Origin of the sequence: Stenotrophomonas sp. GD03680, assembly GCF_029844625.1 — a bacterium.
GTDB lineage: Bacteria > Pseudomonadota > Gammaproteobacteria > Xanthomonadales > Xanthomonadaceae > Stenotrophomonas > Stenotrophomonas maltophilia_P.
Genome location: NZ_JAOCKC010000019.1, coordinates 41,622 through 59,002, shown reverse-complemented (window position 1 = coordinate 59,002; position 17,381 = coordinate 41,622). Strand labels below are relative to the sequence as shown.

13 protein-coding genes are annotated in these 17,381 nt (G+C 66.9%); 10 read left to right on the top strand and 3 right to left on the bottom strand.

Translation table 11 applies throughout. The features are described 5' to 3' along the window. Positions 1 to 73: 73 nt before the first annotated feature. Positions 74 to 1,792: a gamma-glutamyltransferase gene (gene ggt, locus N5J29_RS15770; protein WP_164150846.1), complete on the bottom strand. Its 1,719-nt coding sequence runs from the start codon at positions 1,790 to 1,792 to the stop codon at positions 74 to 76. Positions 1,793 to 2,488: 696 nt separating this feature from the next. Here ggt and ilvC point away from each other — a divergent pair. The 9 genes from ilvC to leuB all read left to right on the top strand — a co-directional run bounded on the left by ilvC (position 2,489) and on the right by leuB (position 12,150). Next, positions 2,489 to 3,463, top strand: a complete 975-nt coding sequence (gene ilvC / locus N5J29_RS15765; protein ID WP_053520296.1) for a ketol-acid reductoisomerase — start codon at positions 2,489 to 2,491, stop codon at positions 3,461 to 3,463. A 37-nt stretch (positions 3,464 to 3,500) separates the two neighbouring features. After that, entirely contained in the window at positions 3,501 to 5,237 is a 1,737-nt protein-coding gene (gene ilvG / locus N5J29_RS15760; protein ID WP_111186805.1) for an acetolactate synthase 2 catalytic subunit, read from the top strand. After that, positions 5,221 to 5,484, top strand: coding sequence for an ACT domain-containing protein (locus N5J29_RS15755; RefSeq protein ID WP_053520294.1), 264 nt, complete (start codon positions 5,221 to 5,223; stop codon positions 5,482 to 5,484). The genes ilvG and N5J29_RS15755 overlap by 17 nt, the downstream gene beginning before the upstream one ends. A 96-nt stretch (positions 5,485 to 5,580) precedes the next feature. Further along, complete coding sequence (locus N5J29_RS15750; protein WP_053520293.1) at positions 5,581 to 6,672, top strand: threonine dehydratase; 1,092 nt, start codon at positions 5,581 to 5,583, stop codon at positions 6,670 to 6,672. Further along, the gene (locus tag N5J29_RS15745; protein WP_065181712.1) at positions 6,669 to 8,255 is read left to right on the top strand and encodes a 2-isopropylmalate synthase; all 1,587 of its coding nucleotides are present in this window, start codon (positions 6,669 to 6,671) and stop codon (positions 8,253 to 8,255) included. Before N5J29_RS15750 ends, N5J29_RS15745 begins: the two co-directional genes overlap by 4 nt. A 10-nt stretch (positions 8,256 to 8,265) precedes the next feature. Beyond that, the gene (locus N5J29_RS15740; RefSeq protein ID WP_111186152.1) at positions 8,266 to 9,042 is read left to right on the top strand and encodes a class I SAM-dependent methyltransferase; all 777 of its coding nucleotides are present in this window, start codon (positions 8,266 to 8,268) and stop codon (positions 9,040 to 9,042) included. 60 nt (positions 9,043 to 9,102) lie between these two features. Further along, positions 9,103 to 10,521, top strand: coding sequence for a 3-isopropylmalate dehydratase large subunit (leuC, locus tag N5J29_RS15735; RefSeq protein ID WP_164152803.1), 1,419 nt, complete (start codon positions 9,103 to 9,105; stop codon positions 10,519 to 10,521). Then, complete coding sequence (gene leuD, locus N5J29_RS15730) at positions 10,521 to 11,099, top strand: 3-isopropylmalate dehydratase small subunit (protein ID WP_053520097.1); 579 nt, start codon at positions 10,521 to 10,523, stop codon at positions 11,097 to 11,099. The genes leuC and leuD overlap by 1 nt, the downstream gene beginning before the upstream one ends. Further along, positions 11,089 to 12,150, top strand: a complete 1,062-nt coding sequence (leuB, locus tag N5J29_RS15725) for a 3-isopropylmalate dehydrogenase (RefSeq protein WP_164152806.1) — start codon at positions 11,089 to 11,091, stop codon at positions 12,148 to 12,150. Before leuD ends, leuB begins: the two co-directional genes overlap by 11 nt. Before the next feature lie 112 nt (positions 12,151 to 12,262). Here leuB and N5J29_RS15720 read toward each other — a convergent pair whose 3' ends face one another. After that, positions 12,263 to 13,036, bottom strand: coding sequence for an SDR family oxidoreductase (locus tag N5J29_RS15720; RefSeq protein ID WP_053520099.1), 774 nt, complete (start codon positions 13,034 to 13,036; stop codon positions 12,263 to 12,265). Between the two features lie 117 nt (positions 13,037 to 13,153). Here N5J29_RS15720 and N5J29_RS15715 point away from each other — a divergent pair, with 117 nt between their 5' ends. Continuing rightward, positions 13,154 to 14,059, top strand: a complete 906-nt coding sequence (locus N5J29_RS15715) for a LysR family transcriptional regulator (protein WP_164152808.1) — start codon at positions 13,154 to 13,156, stop codon at positions 14,057 to 14,059. 158 nt (positions 14,060 to 14,217) lie between these two features. Here N5J29_RS15715 and N5J29_RS15710 read toward each other — a convergent pair whose 3' ends face one another. Next, complete coding sequence (locus N5J29_RS15710) at positions 14,218 to 17,379, bottom strand: efflux RND transporter permease subunit (protein WP_164152810.1); 3,162 nt, start codon at positions 17,377 to 17,379, stop codon at positions 14,218 to 14,220. Between the last annotated feature and the right edge of the window lie 2 nt (positions 17,380 to 17,381).

Genomic DNA, 17,381 nt, shown 5'->3' with positions numbered 1-17,381 from the left:
CCATCCGCACGCCCCAATCCATGATCGGCTCTGGCGATCAGCCGCGAGGGGGCTCAGCCCGGTGGCCGGGACCTCAATACCCCGCCGCCTGCCCATCCTTCCGACTCTCCGACGCGCCGTAGTACACGCCCGTGTCCGGATCCCGCATGATCGCCTGATACCCGCCGTACGGACCGTCGGCGAACACGATGCGATGCCCCTTGCGCATCAGCGCGCGCACCGTTTCGTACGGGAAGCCCGTCTCCAGGTTCACCTCCCCCCCATCGGTCATCGCCGTGGCCTGACCGGTCGGCTCCGTGGAACCTTCATGCTGGATACGCGGCGCATCTCCGGCCTCCTGCAGGTTCATGCCGAAGTCCACCAGGTTCATCACGATCTGCGCGTGGCCCTGCGGCTGCATCGCACCGCCCATCACGCCGAAACTGGCATAGGGCTTTCCATCCTTGGTGATGAACGCCGGAATGATGGTCTGGAACGGGCGCTTGCCCGGTGCGTAGCCATTCGGATGGTTCTTCTGCAGCACGAACATCTCGCCGCGGTCCTGCAGGATGAAACCGAGCCCCGGGGGCGCCATGCCGCTGCCCATCCCGCGGTAGTTCGACTGGATCAGCGACACCATCATGCCGTCAGCATCGGCCACGGTCATGTAGATCGTATCGCCCTCCTCCAGCTGCTTCGGCGTGCCCGGCTGCACTTCCTTCAACGCCTTGTCCATGGAAATCAGTGCACGCAGCTGCGCGGCATACTCCTTGGAAATCAGCTTCTGGACCGGTGCGGGCTGGAAGGCCATGTCGGCGTAGAAGCGCGCACGATCGGCGAAGGCCAGCTTCTTGGCCTCCACGAACAGATGCACGTGCTCGGGCGAGCCGAATGGAATCTTCGAGAAGTCGTAGCCTTCAAGTACGTTGAGAATCTGCAGCGCGGCGATGCCCTGGCTGTTCGGCGGCAACTCCCATACGTCGTAACCGCGATAGTTGCTGCTGACCGGCTCGACCCACTCGCCGTGGTGGTCGGCCATGTCCTGGTAGCTCAGGTAGCCACCATTGGCCTTGAAGTAATCGCCGATGGTGTGGGCGATCTCGCCCTTGTAGAAGGCATCCCGGCCGCCGTCGGCCACCTTCTGCAACGTATCGGCCAGGTTCGGGTTCTTCCACATCTCGCCCTTGCGCGGCGCATGCCCGTTGACCGTGAACTGTTCCTTGAAGCCGGGATACTGCGACAGCCGTGGCACGGAACGATCCCAGTAATAGGCGATCACCTCGGCCACCGGGTGGCCTTCGCGCGCGTAGCGGATGGCGGGCGCAAGATTGTCGGCCATGGGCTTGCGGCCAAAGCGGCCATGCAGGGCGAACCAGCCATCGACGGCACCCGGCACGGAGACCGGCAACGGCCCGGTCGCCGGGATCTCCTTCAGACCGCGGCGCTGGAACTCGGCCAGGGTCAGCGACTTCGGCGAGCGGCCGGACCCGTTGTAGCCGTACAGCTTCTGTGTCTTCGGGTCCCAGACGATGGCGAACAGATCGCCACCGATGCCATTGCCGGTCGGCTCCATCAGGCCCAGCGCAGCATTGGCGGCGATGGCGGCATCGACCGCCGAGCCGCCGGATTTCATCACGTCCAGTGCGATCTGGGTGGCCAGTGGCTGCGAAGTGGCCGCCATGGCGTGAGGCGCGATGACTTCCGAGCGGGTGGCGAAGGTGTGGCCGGTGATGCGGTCGGCAGCGAGGGAAAGCGCGGGCATGGCCGCCAGGACGGCGGCAGCCAGCAGGGAACGGGCAAGGCGTCGGGACACAGTCGGGTTCCGATGGAAGGGTGGTAGCACCGATCATCGCCGCTGCGGCCTTCACGCGGTATCGGGCAGAGGTCATGGGGCGAGGCGGCCGCGGCGACCGCTGCCGGCACCGGGTCACGCCCGGCGGGCAGAACCCCCAAAATCCGCGCAAAAACCTTGGTGAAAGGAGTGAATTCGGGTTCACCGAAACACTTTCAGCGGCAACCATCCTTGCGCCACAAGCGATTCCGCTGGACGCAGCGGAAAGTGCCTGGAATCACCCCGACAAGGGTTGACATCGTCAAAACAGCTGTGTTTCTCTCGATCACATGCTGCAACACAACACACCACCGCGAACCCACATCGAAGCCGCCGACATCGGCGCCGCGTCGCTGCGTTCGATTCTTGTGCTCGTACTTATTACCCAACCAACAGGTGCGGGACGAGCCAGCGTGTAAGCAGATAGAACACACCGGAACTCGATCAAAAACCCGCACCCGCCCAGGTGCGGGTTTTTTCATTTCAAGACCTGGTTTCAGACGCAACCACCATGACCACCGCCTTCTGCAAAACCCGGACCTGCTGCACCACGATGCCTCGTGGCGGCCGTTCCTGTGCGATGCGCGGCCCCTCCTCCACCGCTTTCCCCTGACCGGCCGGTACGTCGCTTCGACGACCGGCCGTTCTTTTTTCTTCCCACCGCAAGGAACCTCCCCCATGAGCACCAACGACCTGCCCCAGACCAAGATCGCCGTCATCGGCTACGGCAGCCAGGGCCGCGCCCACGCACTGAACCTGCGCGAATCCGGCTTCGATGTGGTGGTAGGCCTGCGGCCGGGCGGCCCGACCGAAGCCAAGGCCCAGGCCGATGGCTTCACCGTCGTGGCTCCCGCCGATGCGGTGAAGGATGCCGACCTGGTCGCCGTGCTGACTCCGGACATGGTGCAGAAGAAGCTCTACAACGACGTGCTGGCGCCCAACATGAAGCAGGGCGCGTGCCTGCTGTTCGCCCACGGCCTCAATGTCCACTACGGCATGATCGAGCCGCGCGCCGACCTGGACGTGGTGCTGGTCGCACCGAAGGGCCCGGGCGCGCTGGTGCGTCGCGAGTACGAGATCGGCCGTGGCGTTCCGTGCATCTGGGCGGTCTACCAGGACACCAGCGGCCAGGCCGCGCAGCATGCGCAGGCCTATGCGACCGGTCTCGGTGGCGCCCGCGCCAATCTGATCCAGACCACCTTCAAGGAAGAAACCGAGACCGACCTGTTCGGTGAGCAGGCGGTGCTGTGCGGTGGCGCCTCGGCGCTGGTACAGGCCGGTTTCGAGACCCTGGTGGAAGCCGGCTACCAGCCCGAGATCGCCTATTACGAAGTGCTGCACGAACTGAAGCTGATCGTGGACCTGTTCTACGAAGGCGGCATCTCGCGCATGCTGGAATTCATCTCCGAAACCGCGCAGTACGGCGACTACGTCAGCGGCCCGCGGGTGATCGATGCCGGCACCAAGGAGCGCATGAAGGAAGTACTGAAGGACATCCAGGACGGCACCTTCACCAAGAACTGGGTGGCCGAGTACGAAGCGGGCCTGCCGAACTACAACCGGTTCAAGCAGGCCGACCTGGAGCATCCGATCGAGAAGGTAGGCAAGGAACTGCGCGCCAAGATGGTCTGGTTGCAAGGACAGGCCGCGTAACCACGCGGCCCTCCCCCACCCGCTTGCAAGGTCCCCCATGAACTCTTCCACACACCGCAGCGCGCCACCCAACGGGGCGCGCTGGCTGACCCAGGCACTGGAGGCCGAAGGCGTCCGCACGCTGTTCGGCTATCCCGGCGGCACCATCATGCCGTTCTACGACGCGCTGGTGGATTCGTCGTTGAAGCACATCCTGGTGCGGCACGAGCAGGGCGCGGCGCTGGCCGCCAACGGTTTCGCACGCGCCAGCGGCCAGGTGGGCGTCTGCGTGGCCACCTCCGGCCCCGGCGCATCGAACCTGGTCACCGGTATCGCCGATGCGATGCTGGACTCGGTGCCGATGGTCTGCATCACCGGCCAGGTCGGTACGCCCCTGCTGGGTACCGACGCCTTCCAGGAGCTGGATGTGTTCGGCCTGACCATGCCGATCGTCAAGCACAGCTGGCTGGTACGCAGCGTCGATGACCTGCCCCGCGTGGTCGCCGATGCCTTCCGCATTGCCCGCGAAGGACGTCCCGGCCCGGTGCTGATCGACCTGCCCAAGGACGTGCAGGTGGCCGATGCCAGTCACCTGCCGGTGCATGTGCCGAGCAGCGTCGAACCACCGCCGGCAGCCACCGACGACGCCATCGCCGCCGCCATCGCAGCGCTGGCGGCGGCGGAGAAGCCGGTGGTGTATGCCGGCGGTGGCATCGCACTGGGCGATGCAGTGCAGGACCTGCGCGATTTCGTCGAGGCCAGTGGCATTCCCACGGTGATGACCCTGCGTGGACTGGGTGCTCTGCCGGCACACCATCCGCAGTCGCTGGGCATGCTGGGCATGCACGGCACCCGCGCTGCCAACATGGCGGTGCAGGAAAGCGATCTGCTGCTGGTGCTGGGCGCACGGTTCGATGATCGCGCCACCGGCAAGCTGGCGGAGTTCGCTCCGTTCGCGCGCGTGGTCCATATCGATGCCGATGCGTACGAGATCTCCAAGCTGCGCAGCGCCGACGTCGCCGTGCCCGGCAATGTCGGCCACGCCATCCGTGCCCTGCATGCGGCCTTCCCCTCCCCCAGGGCCCATCAGGACGCATGGCGCAGCCGCTGTGCGCAGCATCGCGACCGCTTCGCCGCCCGCTACGACGCGCCAGGGCAGCACATCTACGCACCGGCGCTGCTGAAGCGCCTGAGCGAACTGGCACCCGCCGACACGGTGATTGCCTGCGACGTCGGCCAGCACCAGATGTGGGTGGCCCAGCATTGTCGCTTCAATCATCCGCGCAACCATCTGACCAGCGGCGCGCTGGGCACGATGGGCTTCGGCCTGCCGGCGGCGATGGGCGCGCAGTTTGCCTGCCCGGAGCGCACCGTGGTGCTGGTGTCCGGCGATGGCAGCTTCATGATGAACGTGCAGGAGCTGGCGACCATCGCCCGGTGCCGCCTGCCGGTGAAGATCGTGCTGCTGGACAACAGCTCGCTGGGCATGGTCCGGCAGTGGCAGGAGCTGTTCTTCGCCGAGCGCTACAGCGAGATCGATCTGTCCGACAACCCGGATTTCGTCGCCCTGGCCCAGGTGTTCGGCATCGCCGCCAGCCGCATCGATTCGCGCGATGACGTCGAAGGTGGCCTGGCCGCGCTGCTGGCCGAGCCGGGCCCGGCGCTGCTGCACGTGGCCATCGACGCCCGCGCCAACGTGTGGCCGCTGGTGCCGCCGAACACCGCCAACAGCACCATGCTGGAAAGCAATCCAGCCCATGCCCGCCAGGAGACTCCCAATGCAATACCGGCTTGACCTGGTGCTGCAGCCGGCCGAAGGCGCGCTGCTGCGCGTGATCGGCATGGCCGAGCGCCGTGGCTTCGCGCCGCGTTCGATCAGCGGTGCTCCGGACGCCGCCGATGACGGACGCTGGCACCTGCAGCTGGTCGTGGACGGCCAGCGGCCGGCGGAGACGCTGTGCCGGCAGATCGAAAAGATCTACGACTGCGTATCGGTGGAGCTGACGCCGGTAGACAGCAGCATCGAAGGAGTATCGCAATGAACACCCGTACCGTTGTGACCACGGTGCCGGTACGGAGGCGTCTTCTTCGCCGCCCGTACCCGCATGCGGTGGTCGCGCACACCGCACCGGTGGCCCATGCCGGCCGCTGATACCAGCAAGGAAAGTGATGTCGGCGACGTAAGCGTCGCCGATGTCCTGGCCGCGCAGGCGCGCCTGCGCCGCTTCCTGCCGCCCACGCCACTGCATCATGCCGAACGCTTCGGCACCTGGCTGAAGCTGGAGAATCTGCAGCGGACCGGCTCCTACAAGGTGCGCGGGGCGTTGAACGCCCTGCTGGCCGGCCGCGAGCGCGGTGACAGCCGCCCGGTGATCTGCGCCTCGGCAGGCAATCACGCCCAGGGCGTTGCCTGGGCCGCCTACCGGCTGGATGTCCCCGCGATCACCGTAATGCCGCACGGTGCACCGGCAACCAAGATCGCCGGTGTCGCCCACTGGGGGGCTACCGTACGCCAGCACGGCAACAGTTATGACGAGGCCTGCGCCTTCGCCGTCGAACTGGCGCAGCGTCATGGCTATCGCTTCCTGTCCGCCTTCGACGACGCCGACGTGATCGCCGGCCAGGGGACGGTCGGCATCGAGCTGGCCGCGCACGCGCCGGACGTGGTGATCGTACCGATCGGCGGTGGCGGCCTGGCCGCCGGCGTCGCCCTGGCGCTCAAGTCGCAGGGCGTGCGCGTGATTGGTGCGCAGGTGGAAGGCGTGGACTCGATGGCCCGTGCGATCCACGGCGATGTCCGCGAGATCGCCCCGGTGGCATCGCTGGCCGATGGCGTGCGGGTGAAGATCCCCGGCTTCCTGACCCGTCGCCTGTGCAGTTCGCTGCTGGACGACGTGGTGATCGTGCGCGAGGCCGAACTGCGTGAAACGCTGGTGCGGCTGGCACTGGAAGAACACATCATCGCCGAAGGCGCGGGCGCGCTGGCACTGGCTGCCGGTCGACGCATCGCCGGGCGCCGCAAGTGCGCCGTGGTCTCCGGCGGCAACATCGATGCCGGCGTGCTGGCCGGCCTGCTGACCGACATCCGCCCACGCCCGCCGCGCAAGCCGCGCCGGCGTCGCGCCGAGACGCCCCGCCCGCCGGCACGGACCGGCGTCACGCCCACCACCGCTGCCCCCCCTTCCCCCCTGCACGCCGTTGCACCTGTTGTCGAGGAGATCTCCCTGTGACCACCATCGAACGAATTACCACCCCGCGCATCCGCATCTTCGACACCACCCTGCGTGACGGCGAGCAGTCCCCCGGCTGCAGCATGAGCCCACCGCAGAAGCTGGTGATGGCGCGTGCGCTGGACGAACTGGGCGTGGACATCATCGAGACCGGCTTCCCGGCCAGCTCGCAGTCCGACCGCGAAGCGATGGCCCTGATCGGCCGCGAACTGCGCCGTCCGGGCCTGAGCCTGGCCGTGCTGTCGCGCTGCCTGCAGGCCGATATCGAGACCTCGGCACGTGCCCTGGAAGCCGCGGCCAACCCGCGCCTGCACGTGTTCCTGTCGACCAGCCCGCTGCACCGCGAGCACAAGCTGCGGATGACCCGCGAGCAGGTGCTGGAGTCGGTACGCAAGCATGTATCGCTGGCCCGTTCCTACATCGACGATGTCGAATTCTCGGCCGAAGATGCCACCCGCACCGAGCTGGACTACCTGATCGAGGTCTCGCGCGTGGCCATCGCCGCCGGCGCCACCACCATCAACCTGCCCGACACCGTCGGCTTCACCACGCCGGAGGAAATCCGCGCGATGTTCCAGCAGGTCATTGCCGGCGTGGCCGACGTGCCCAATGCCGCCAACGTGATCTTCAGCGCGCACTGCCACAACGACCTGGGACTGGCTGTGGCCAACTCCCTGGCCGCCATCGAGGGCGGCGCCCGCCAGGTCGAGTGCACCGTCAACGGCATCGGTGAACGCGCCGGCAACTGCTCACTGGAAGAAATCGCGATGGCGCTGAAGGTGCGCCAGGCCTTCTACGAGCAGGACACCGCGATCAACACCCCGCGCATCGTCGGCACCTCGCAGCTGCTGCAGCGCCTGGTCGGCATGCCGGTGCAGCGCAACAAGGCCATCGTCGGCGCCAATGCCTTCGCCCATGAATCGGGAATCCACCAGCATGGCATGCTGCGCCATCGCGGCACCTACGAAATCATGCGCCCGGAAGACGTGGGCTGGGAGGATTCGCAGATGGTGCTGGGCCGCCACAGTGGCCGCGCCGCCGTCGAAGCGCGCCTGCGTGCACTGGGCTTCTGGCTGGACGAAGAAGAGCTGAAGCTGGTGTTCGAACAGTTCAAGGGCCTGTGCGAGCAGCAGCGGGTGGTCACCGATGCCGACCTGCAGACCTTGATGCAGGGCGGCGCCAATGCACAGGGCTATCGCCTGGCCTCGATGACCATCAGCGATGTCGGCAGTCGCGCCAATGCACTGGTCGAGCTGTCCGACCCGGACGGCAACCGCGTGGCCGAGACCGCACAGGGCGATGGCCCGGTGGATGCGCTGTTCGGCGCGTTGTCGGCCGCCACCGGCGTGCAGCTGATGCTCGACAGCTATCACGTGCACAGCGTCGGCATCGGTGCCGATGCACGCGGCGAGGCCAACCTGAGCGTGCGCCACGACGGCATCGAATACGACGGCACCGGCACCAGCAAGGACATCATCGAAGCCTCTGCGCTGGCCTGGCTGGACGTTGCCAACCGGCTGCTGCGCCAACGCCAGGCTGCTGCCAGCAGCGTCAGCGAAACCGCCACCCCTGCCACCGCCTGAGAAACCTGACATGAGCGCCTTCGACACGACCACGTCCGCTACGGCGGGCCAGCAGTGGAACGCCCAGGACTATGCGATCGATGCCGGCTTCGTGCCGCTGCTCGGCGGCGCGGTGTCGCGCCTGCTCGACCCGCGCGCCGGTGAGCACATCCTCGATCTGGGCTGTGGCGATGGGGTGCTCAGCAGTGAACTGGCGTTGAGCGGTGCACGCATCCACGGCGTGGACGCGTCGCCGGAACTGGTGATCGCCGCGCGCGCGCGCGGCGTCGATGCGCAGGTGATGGACGGCCATGCCCTGTCCTTCGACAGCGCGTTCGACGCGGTGTTCAGCAACGCCGCGCTGCATTGGATGCGCCACCCCGACGCCGTGCTGGAAGGCGTGCGCCGTGCACTGCGTCCCGGCGGCCGCTTCGTGGCCGAGTTCGGTGGCCATGGCAACGTGGCGACCATCATCGCCGCGGTGCAGGCCGCACGTGCTGCGCATGGCCATGGCGCCAGCGGTTTCCAGTGGTATTTCCCGACCGCCGACGCCTATGCCGACCGCCTGCGCCAGCACGGCTTCCAGGTGCAGCTGATCGAATGCCTGCCGCGCCCCACCGCACTGCCGACCGGCGTGGCAGGATGGCTGCGGGTGTTCGCCGCACCGCTGCTGGACGACCTGCCCGTCGAGGCCCGTGCCACCGTTCGCGAGGCCGCCGCGGCCCTGCTGGCCGACCTGCCCCGCAACGCGGCGGGCCAGCCGCTGGCTGACTACGTGCGCCTGCGCGTACTCGCGCGCCGCCGTTGACTTGACCCTTTCCCGTTATTTCCCGATGTTCGTTCAATCGTACTTCTGCCAGGCAACCGCATGACCTCCGCACCCCGCACCCTGTACGACAAACTGTGGGACGCCCACGTGGTCGTTCCCGAATCCGACAGCGCCCCTGCGGTGCTGTACATCGACCTGCACCTGATCCACGAGGTGACCTCGCCGCAGGCGTTCACCGAGCTGCGCGAACGCGGTCTCCGCCCACGCCGGCCGGACCGCACCAAGGCGACGATGGATCATTCCACGCCGACCCTGCCGGCCACCGCCGACGGCCGGCTGCCGTACGCCAGCGCCGCCTCCGAGGCGCAGGTCGCCACGCTTGCGCGCAACTGCAGCGAGCACGGCATCGAACTGTTCGACATGAGCTCGGACAACCGGGGCATCGTCCATGTCATCGCGCCCGAGCAGGGTTTCACCCAGCCCGGCATGACCATCGTCTGCGGCGACAGCCATACCTCCACCCATGGTGCGTTCGGCTCGCTGGCCTTCGGCATCGGCACCAGCGAAGTGAGTCATGTGCTGGCAACACAGTGCCTGCTGCAGCGGAAGGCGAAGACGCTGGCAATCACGGTCGACGGCCCCCTGGCGCCGGGCGTCGGCGCGAAGGACGTGGTCCTGCACATCATCGGTGTGATCGGCGTCAACGGCGGCACCGGCCATGTGATCGAGTTCCGTGGCAGCACCATCGAAGCGATGGACATGGAGCAGCGCATGACCCTGTGCAACATGTCCATCGAGGCCGGCGCGCGGGCGGGCATGGTGGCACCGGACCAGGTCACCTTCGATTTCGTCGCCAACACGCCACGCGGCCCCAAGGGCGCCGATTTCGAGGCGGCCGTGGCCCGTTGGCAGGAACTGCGCAGCGATGAAGGCGCGCGCTTCGACAGCGAAGTCCACATCGATGCAGCCGACATCCGTCCGACCCTGACCTGGGGCACGCATCCCGGCACCGCCATCGCGGTCGATGTGCCGATTCCTGCGGCCAACGACGCCGCCGCGCAGAAGGGCCTGGACTACATGCACTTCCAGGCCGGCCAGGCACTGGCCGGCACGCCGGTCGATGTCGTGTTCGTCGGTTCGTGCACCAACGGCCGCCTCAGCGACATGCGCGAAGTGGCACAGGTGCTGCGTGGCCGCCGCGTCGCCGAGCGCGTGCGCATGCTGGTGGTACCGGGCTCGGAGATCGTCAAGCGCCAGGCCGAAGCGGAGGGCATCGATGAGATCGTGCGTGCAGCCGGTGCCGAATGGCGCGAGCCGGGCTGCTCGATGTGCATCGCCATGAATGGTGATCTGGTCGCCCCCGGCCAACTGGCAGTGAGTACCAGCAACCGCAATTTCGAGGGCCGCCAGGGGCCGGGCTCGCGCACACTGCTGGCCTCGCCGATGAGCGCCGCCTGGGCGGCGGTGAAGGGCCACGTGGCCGATACCCGCGAACTGTTCGCGCAGGAGGTGGCGTAATGGCCGGTTTCCGCACCTTGACCTCGTCCAGCGTCGTGCTGCGCCAGACCAACATCGACACCGACCAGATCATTCCGGCCCGGTTCCTGTCCACCACCGAGCGTGCCGGACTGGGCCGCAACGCGTTCAATGACTGGCGCTGGCAGTCCGACGGTTCGCCGGTGGCCGATTTCGCCTTCAACCAGCCGCACAACGCCGGCCGCAGCATCCTGCTGGCGGGCCGCAACTTCGGCTGTGGTTCCTCGCGCGAGCACGCGCCGTGGGCGCTGACCGACCTGGGCCTGCGCGCCATCGTCAGCAGCGAGATCGCCGACATCTTCCGTGGCAACTCACTGAAGAACGGCCTGCTGCCGATTGTCCTGGACGAAGCCGACGTTCAGGCACTGATGCAGCGCCCCGACGACGAACTGACCATCGACGTGGCGGCACGCGAGCTGCGTACGCCGGATGGCCGGGTCTACTCCTTCCCGCTGGATGGCTTCTCGCAGACCTGTCTGCTGGAAGGCGTCGATCAACTGGGTTATCTGCTGGGCCGCGTCCCTGACATCGAACGTTACGAGAGTGAGCATGCACGCTGAGATCGTTGTACTCCCCGGTGATGGCATCGGCCCGGAAGTGGCCGCCGCTGCGGTTGCGGTCCTGAAAGCCATCGGCGAACGCTTCAACCACACCTTCACGTTCAGCGAGCACGATATCGGTGGCATCGCCATCGATCGCCATGGCGAGCCCCTGCCCGCCGCCACCCTCGCCGCATGCCAGGCCGCGAATGCCGTGCTGCTGGGTGCAGTGGGTGGACCGAAGTGGTCCGACCCGAACGCCAAGGTGCGCCCCGAGCAGGGCCTGCTGGCGATCCGCAAGGCGCTGGGCCTGTACGCCAACCTGCGGCCGGTGCGTACCCATGATGCCGCCCTGGGGGCATCGCCGATCAAGGCCGAACTGCTCAAGGGCGTGGACTTCGTGGTGGTACGCGAACTGACCGGCGGCATCTACTTCGGCGACAAGACCCGCGATGCCGACAGCGCCAGCGACCTCTGCCGCTACACCGTGGCCGAAATCGAGCGCGTGCTGCGCAGCGCGTTCCGCCTGGCACAGCAGCGCCGAGGCAAGGTGACCTCGGTGGATAAGGCCAACGTGCTGGAGACGTCCCGCCTGTGGCGTGACGTCGCCGCCCGTATCGGCCGCGAGGAGTTCCCGGACGTCGCGCTGGAACACCAGCTGGTCGATTCGATGGCGATGCACCTGCTGGCCAAGCCACGCGAATACGACGTGATCGTGACCGAAAACATGTTCGGCGACATCCTCACCGACGAGGCCTCGATGCTGGCCGGCTCACTGGGCCTGCTGCCGTCGGCATCGCTGGGAGAACCGGGTGCGGTCGGCATCTACGAGCCGATCCACGGCTCGGCACCGGACATCGCCGGCAAGGGCATCGCCAACCCTTACGCGACGATCCTCAGCGCGGCCATGCTGCTGCGCCACTCGCTGGGCCTGGATGCCGAAGCGGCGGCTGTGGAGGCGGCCGTGCACGCGGTGCTGGATGATGGCGTGTTCACTGCTGATCTGGCTGCAAAGGGCCAGGCCGTGAGCACGACGGCGGCGACCGACGCCGTACTGGCGAAGCTGGGCTGACCCGCCGGGCGGCACCTGTAGCGTCGAGCCATGCCCGATGGCTGTTGCATGAGCCGGGCATGGCCCGGCGCCACAGGTGCAGTGCGGTGGAGCCGCGCCCAGCGTGGCCCGGTTACTTGGTGGTGTAGCCACCGTTGACCAGCACCGTCTGCCCGGTCATCCACCAGCCGTCGGTAACCAGGAAACGGATCCACGGCACGATGTCGGCAATGTCGGTCAGACCGGTGCGGGTGAACGCGGACAGCGCCGCCGCGGTCTTGTGATACGCCTGCGCATCGGCACTCTCGGCAGGATAGAAGAACGGCGTGTCCATCGGCCCGGGACCGATCGCGGTCACCGAGATGCCCCGCTCGCCGAACTCCTTCGATGCCGCGCGGGTGAAGTGCTCCACCGGCGCCTTGGTGCCTGCATAGCTGGAGTAGAACGGCGTGTAGGCGCCCAGCAGCGACGTCACCAGGGTGCAGATGCGGCCACCATCATTGACGTGACGGCCGGCCTCCTTGAGGAAGAAGAACGCCGCCTTGGCATTCACCGCGCTCATCTCGTCGTACTCCGCTTCGCTGATCTCCAGCAGCGGCTTCTTCAGGACCTTGCCGACGGTATTGATGGCGACATCGGGACGGCCGACGGCTGCGACAGCGTCGGCGAACAGGCGCTCCATGGCGGCAGCGGAGGTCAGGTCGCCCTGCAGGGCCACGGCCTTGCTGCCCGCAGCCTGGACCGCCGCGACGGTCGCTTCGGCGTCGGCCTGGCTGGCGTCGCTGTTGTAATGGATGACGATGGCCCCGGCGCCGTGGGCGGCGAAATCGCGGGCGAGCAGGCCACCGAGGTTCTTGGCACCGCCTGCGATCAGCACGGTCTTGCCCTTGAGGGAGTGGTCGGTCATGGCTTCGGTCTCGGAGTGGGGCTGTCCGGGATGGCAACCCTGCCCCGATGACGATATCGTGCGGAAAATGCGGATAAAGCCCGCAACATTGACTTAACTTTCCAGATCGAGCGAACAATGGATCGGATCGACCGCTTCCGCATCTTCAGCCGGGTGGTGGAGTGCGCCAGCTTCACCCGCGCCGCCGACCAGCTCGGACTGCCCCGTTCCACGGTATCGGCGGCGGTCGCCGAACTGGAGCAGCGGCTGGGTACGCGCCTGTTGCAACGCTCGACGCGACGCGTCTCCACCACCCACGATGGCGATGTGTTCCACGCCCGCTGCCTGCGCCTGATCGCCGAGGTCGAAGATGCCGAATCGCTGTTCCGTCAGGAGGACGCGCAGCCGGTCGGCCTGCTGAGGATCGACGTACCCAGCCGCATCGGCAGGCGCATCGTGGCGCCGGCGCTGCCTGACTTCTTCGCCCGTTACCCGCAGGTGGAGGTGGATCTGGGCATGACCGACCGCGCAGTGAACCTGATCGAGGAAGGCTGCGATGCGGTGTTGAGGGTCGGCCAGCTGGGCGATTCCAGCCTGGTTTCGCGCACGCTGGGCACGCTGGACTTCGTCAACGTGGCCGCGCCGTCCTACCTGCGCGCGTACGGCGTCCCGCAGCAACCGACGGACCTGCAGCAGCACCAGGCGGTGAACTACGCCTCGCCGACGACCGCGCGGGTGGAACCGTGGGAATGGCAGGACGGAACCCAGCTGCGCACGCTGCCCATGCAGGGTTGGGTGCGGGTGAACAGCGCCGAAGCCTCGATCGCCTGCTGCGTGGCCGGACTGGGACTGCTGCAGATTCCGCGCTATGACGTGCAGGACGAGCTGCAGTCCGGCACGTTGGTGGAAGTGATGCCACGACACGTCGCACAACCGTTGCCGGTGACCCTGCTGCAACCGCATCGGCAGCATCGGGCACAGCGCGTGCACGTATTCCTGGAGTGGCTGGTGCCACTGCTGCGGAGCGGCCTGCAACTGCAGTAGATCCACGCCATGCTCGACTCACCCCATCATCGCGCGAAGAGCAGCCGAGCATGGCTCGGCTCTACAGAAAGCAGATCCCGCGAGCATGCGTGGATGCAACGCGCCGTGCCAACCAGGGTTGGCACCTGCCAGAGGCGGCGGCCCTGGAACCCGGGGCATTACGCCCCGGATTCATCCGGCTTCACCCGGAACCACGCCGCATACAGCGCCGGCAGGAACACCAGGGTCAGCACGGTACCCACGATCAACCCGCCCATGATCGAAATCGCCATCGAGCCATAGAACGCGCTGCGCGACAGCGGAATCATCGCCAGCACCGCCGCCAGGGCGGTCAGCACGATCGGGCGGAAACGCCGTACCGTCGCGTCGATGATCGCATGCCAGCGATCATGCCCGGCATCGATGTCCTGCTGGATCTGGTCGATCAGGATCACCGAGTTGCGCATGATCATGCCGGCCAGCGCGATCGTGCCCAGCAGCGCCACGAACCCGAACGGTGCACGGAACAGCAGCAGGAACAAGGTCGCGCCGATGATGCCCAGCGGTGCCGTCACCAGCACCATCGCGGCACGCGAGAAGCTGCGCAGCTGCAGCATCAGCAGCGTTGCGACCACGATCAGGAACAACGGCATGCCTGCCTTGATCGAGTCCTGGCCACGTGCCGAATCCTCCACCGTTCCGCCGGTTTCCAGCAGGTAACCGCTCGGCAGTGCAGCGCGGATGCCATCCAGCGTCGGCAGGATCTGCTGCACCACGTCCAGCGCCTGGCTGCCGTCACTGATATCGGCACGCACGGTCACGGTCGGCAGGCGGTTGCGATGCCAGATGATGCCGTCCTCGAAGACGTACTCCAGGCGCGCCACCTGCGAGAGCGTCACCGACGTGCCACTGGCGGTGGGAATGGCCAGGCTGCCCAGCATGCCCAGCTGCACGCGCTCGTTCTCCGGCCCCCGCAGCAGCATCTCGATCAGGCGATTGCCCTCGCGATAGGTGCTCACGCTCATGCCCGACAGCGAAGTGCCCAGCAGCTGGCTCACCTGCGCACTGCTCACGCCCAGCGCGCGCGCACGGTCCTGGTCAAGCACCAGCCGCACGACCTTGCTCGGCTCGCTCCAGTCCAGGTTCACGTTCATCACATGCGGGTTCTCCCGCACCTTGTCCTGTATCTGGCGTGCGATCGCCTGCACCTGCTCGATGTGCTCGCCGGAGATCCGCAGCTGCACCGGGTAGCCCACCGGCGGACCGTTCTCCAGCCGCGTCACGCGCATCTGCACATCCGGGAACTGCGGGATCACGTCCTTCAACAGCCAATCGCGCGTGGCCTCGCGCGCCTTGGCGTCTTCGGTGAGCACCACGAACTGCGAGAAGTTGGTCGCCGGCAGCTGCTGGTCCAGCGGCAGGTAGAAGCGCGGCGAACCGGTACCCACATAGGCCACATAGTTGGCGATGCCCTCACGGCCCTTCAGCAGCTTTTCCAGCTTGCTGGCCTGCGCCTGCGTGGCCTGCAGAGACGCGCCTTCAGCCAGTTCGATATCCACCATCAGTTCCGGGCGGGTCGAATCCGGGAAGAACTGCTGCGGCACGAAGCGGAACATCAGCAGCGAGAACACGAACAGGGCCACCGTTGCTGCGATCACCCACCAGCGGTGGCGCAGGCACATGTCCAGGAAACGGCGGAAACGCGTGTAGAACGGCCGCTGGTACGGATCGTGGTCGTGTGCATGCTCCTTCGGTGCGACCCAGCGCAGCAGCGCCGGATGGCGATCGGCCCAGGCCAGGCGCTTCGCACGCCAGCGACCGGCCAGGCTGTCCGGCTTGGGCAGCTGCGGATTGAACAGATCCGGCAGCATCTTGTCACCCAGGTACGGAATGAACAGCACCGCCGCAATCCATGACACCACCAGCGCGATGGTCACCACCTGGAACAGCGAACGGGTGTACTCACCGGTGCTTGACGCCGCCGTGGCGATCGGCAGGAAACCTGCCGCCGTGATCAGCGTACCGGTGAGCATCGGGAACGCCGTGGATTCCCAGGCGAAGCTGGCCGCGCGCAGGCGGTCGTAGCCCTGTTCCATCTTGGTGGCCATCATCTCCACCGCGATGATCGCATCGTCCACCAGCAGGCCCAGCGCCAGCACCAGCGCGCCCAGCGAGATCTTGTGCAAGCCGATATCGAAGTAGTGCATGACGAAGAAGGTCATCGCCAGCACCAGCGGAATGGTCACGCCCACCACCAGGCCCGTACGCAGGCCCAGCGAGAAGAAGCTCACCAGCAGCACGATCACCACCGCTTCGGTCAGCACCTGCACGAACTCACCCACCGACTCTTCCACCGCATGCGGCTGGTCGGAGACCTTGCGCAGGTGCATGCCCGCCGGCAGCGTCTTCTGCAGGCGCTCGAACTCGGCATCCAGCGTGGAGCCCAGCTTCAGGATGTCGCCGCCGTCTTTCATCGCGACCGCAATGCCGATCGCATCCTCACCCATGAAGCGCATCTTCGGCGACGCCGGATCGGCGAAGCCGCGCTTGATCTCGGCGATATCGCCCAGGTGCACCGTGCGGTCGCCGGCCTGGATCGGGAAGCGACGGATGTCATCGATGCTCTGGAACTGGCCGGTCACGCGCAGCTGCACGCGATCGGTCGGGGTCTCGAAGAAGCTGGTGGCGCTGATCGCGTTCTGGTCGGCCAGCGCCTGCTGCACCTGCTGCAGCGACACGCCCAGCGTGGCCAGCTTGGTGTTGGACAGCTCGATCCAGACCTTCTCGTCCTGCAGGCCCTGCAGCTCGATCTTGCCCACGTCCGGCACCCGCTGCAGTTCCAGCTGGATGCGATCGGCGTAGTCACGCATCACGGCGTAGTCGAAGCCCTGCCCGGTCAGCGCGTAGATGTTGCCGAAGGTGTCGCCGAACTCATCGTTGAAGAACGGACCGACGATTTCGCGCGGCAGGTTCGGCTTGATGTCGCCCACGCGTTTGCGCACCTGGTACCACAGGTCCGGAATGGCCTTGGAGCGCAGGCTGTCCTTGGCCGCGAAGATCACCTGCGACTCGCCCGGGCGCGAGTAGGAGCGGATGAACTCGTACTGCCCGGTGTTGAGCAGCGCCTTCTCGATCGGCTCGGTCACCTGGCGCGAGACCTGCTCGGCGGTCGCGCCCGGCCACATCGTGCGTACCACCATCACCTTGAAGGTGAACGGCGGATCCTCGGACTGGCCCAGATGCTTGTACGACCAGGCGCCGATGAGGGCGAAGGCGAGCATGGCGAACAGCACCAGCGCGCGGTTGCCCAGCGCCCATTCGGATAGATTGAAACGGCGCACAG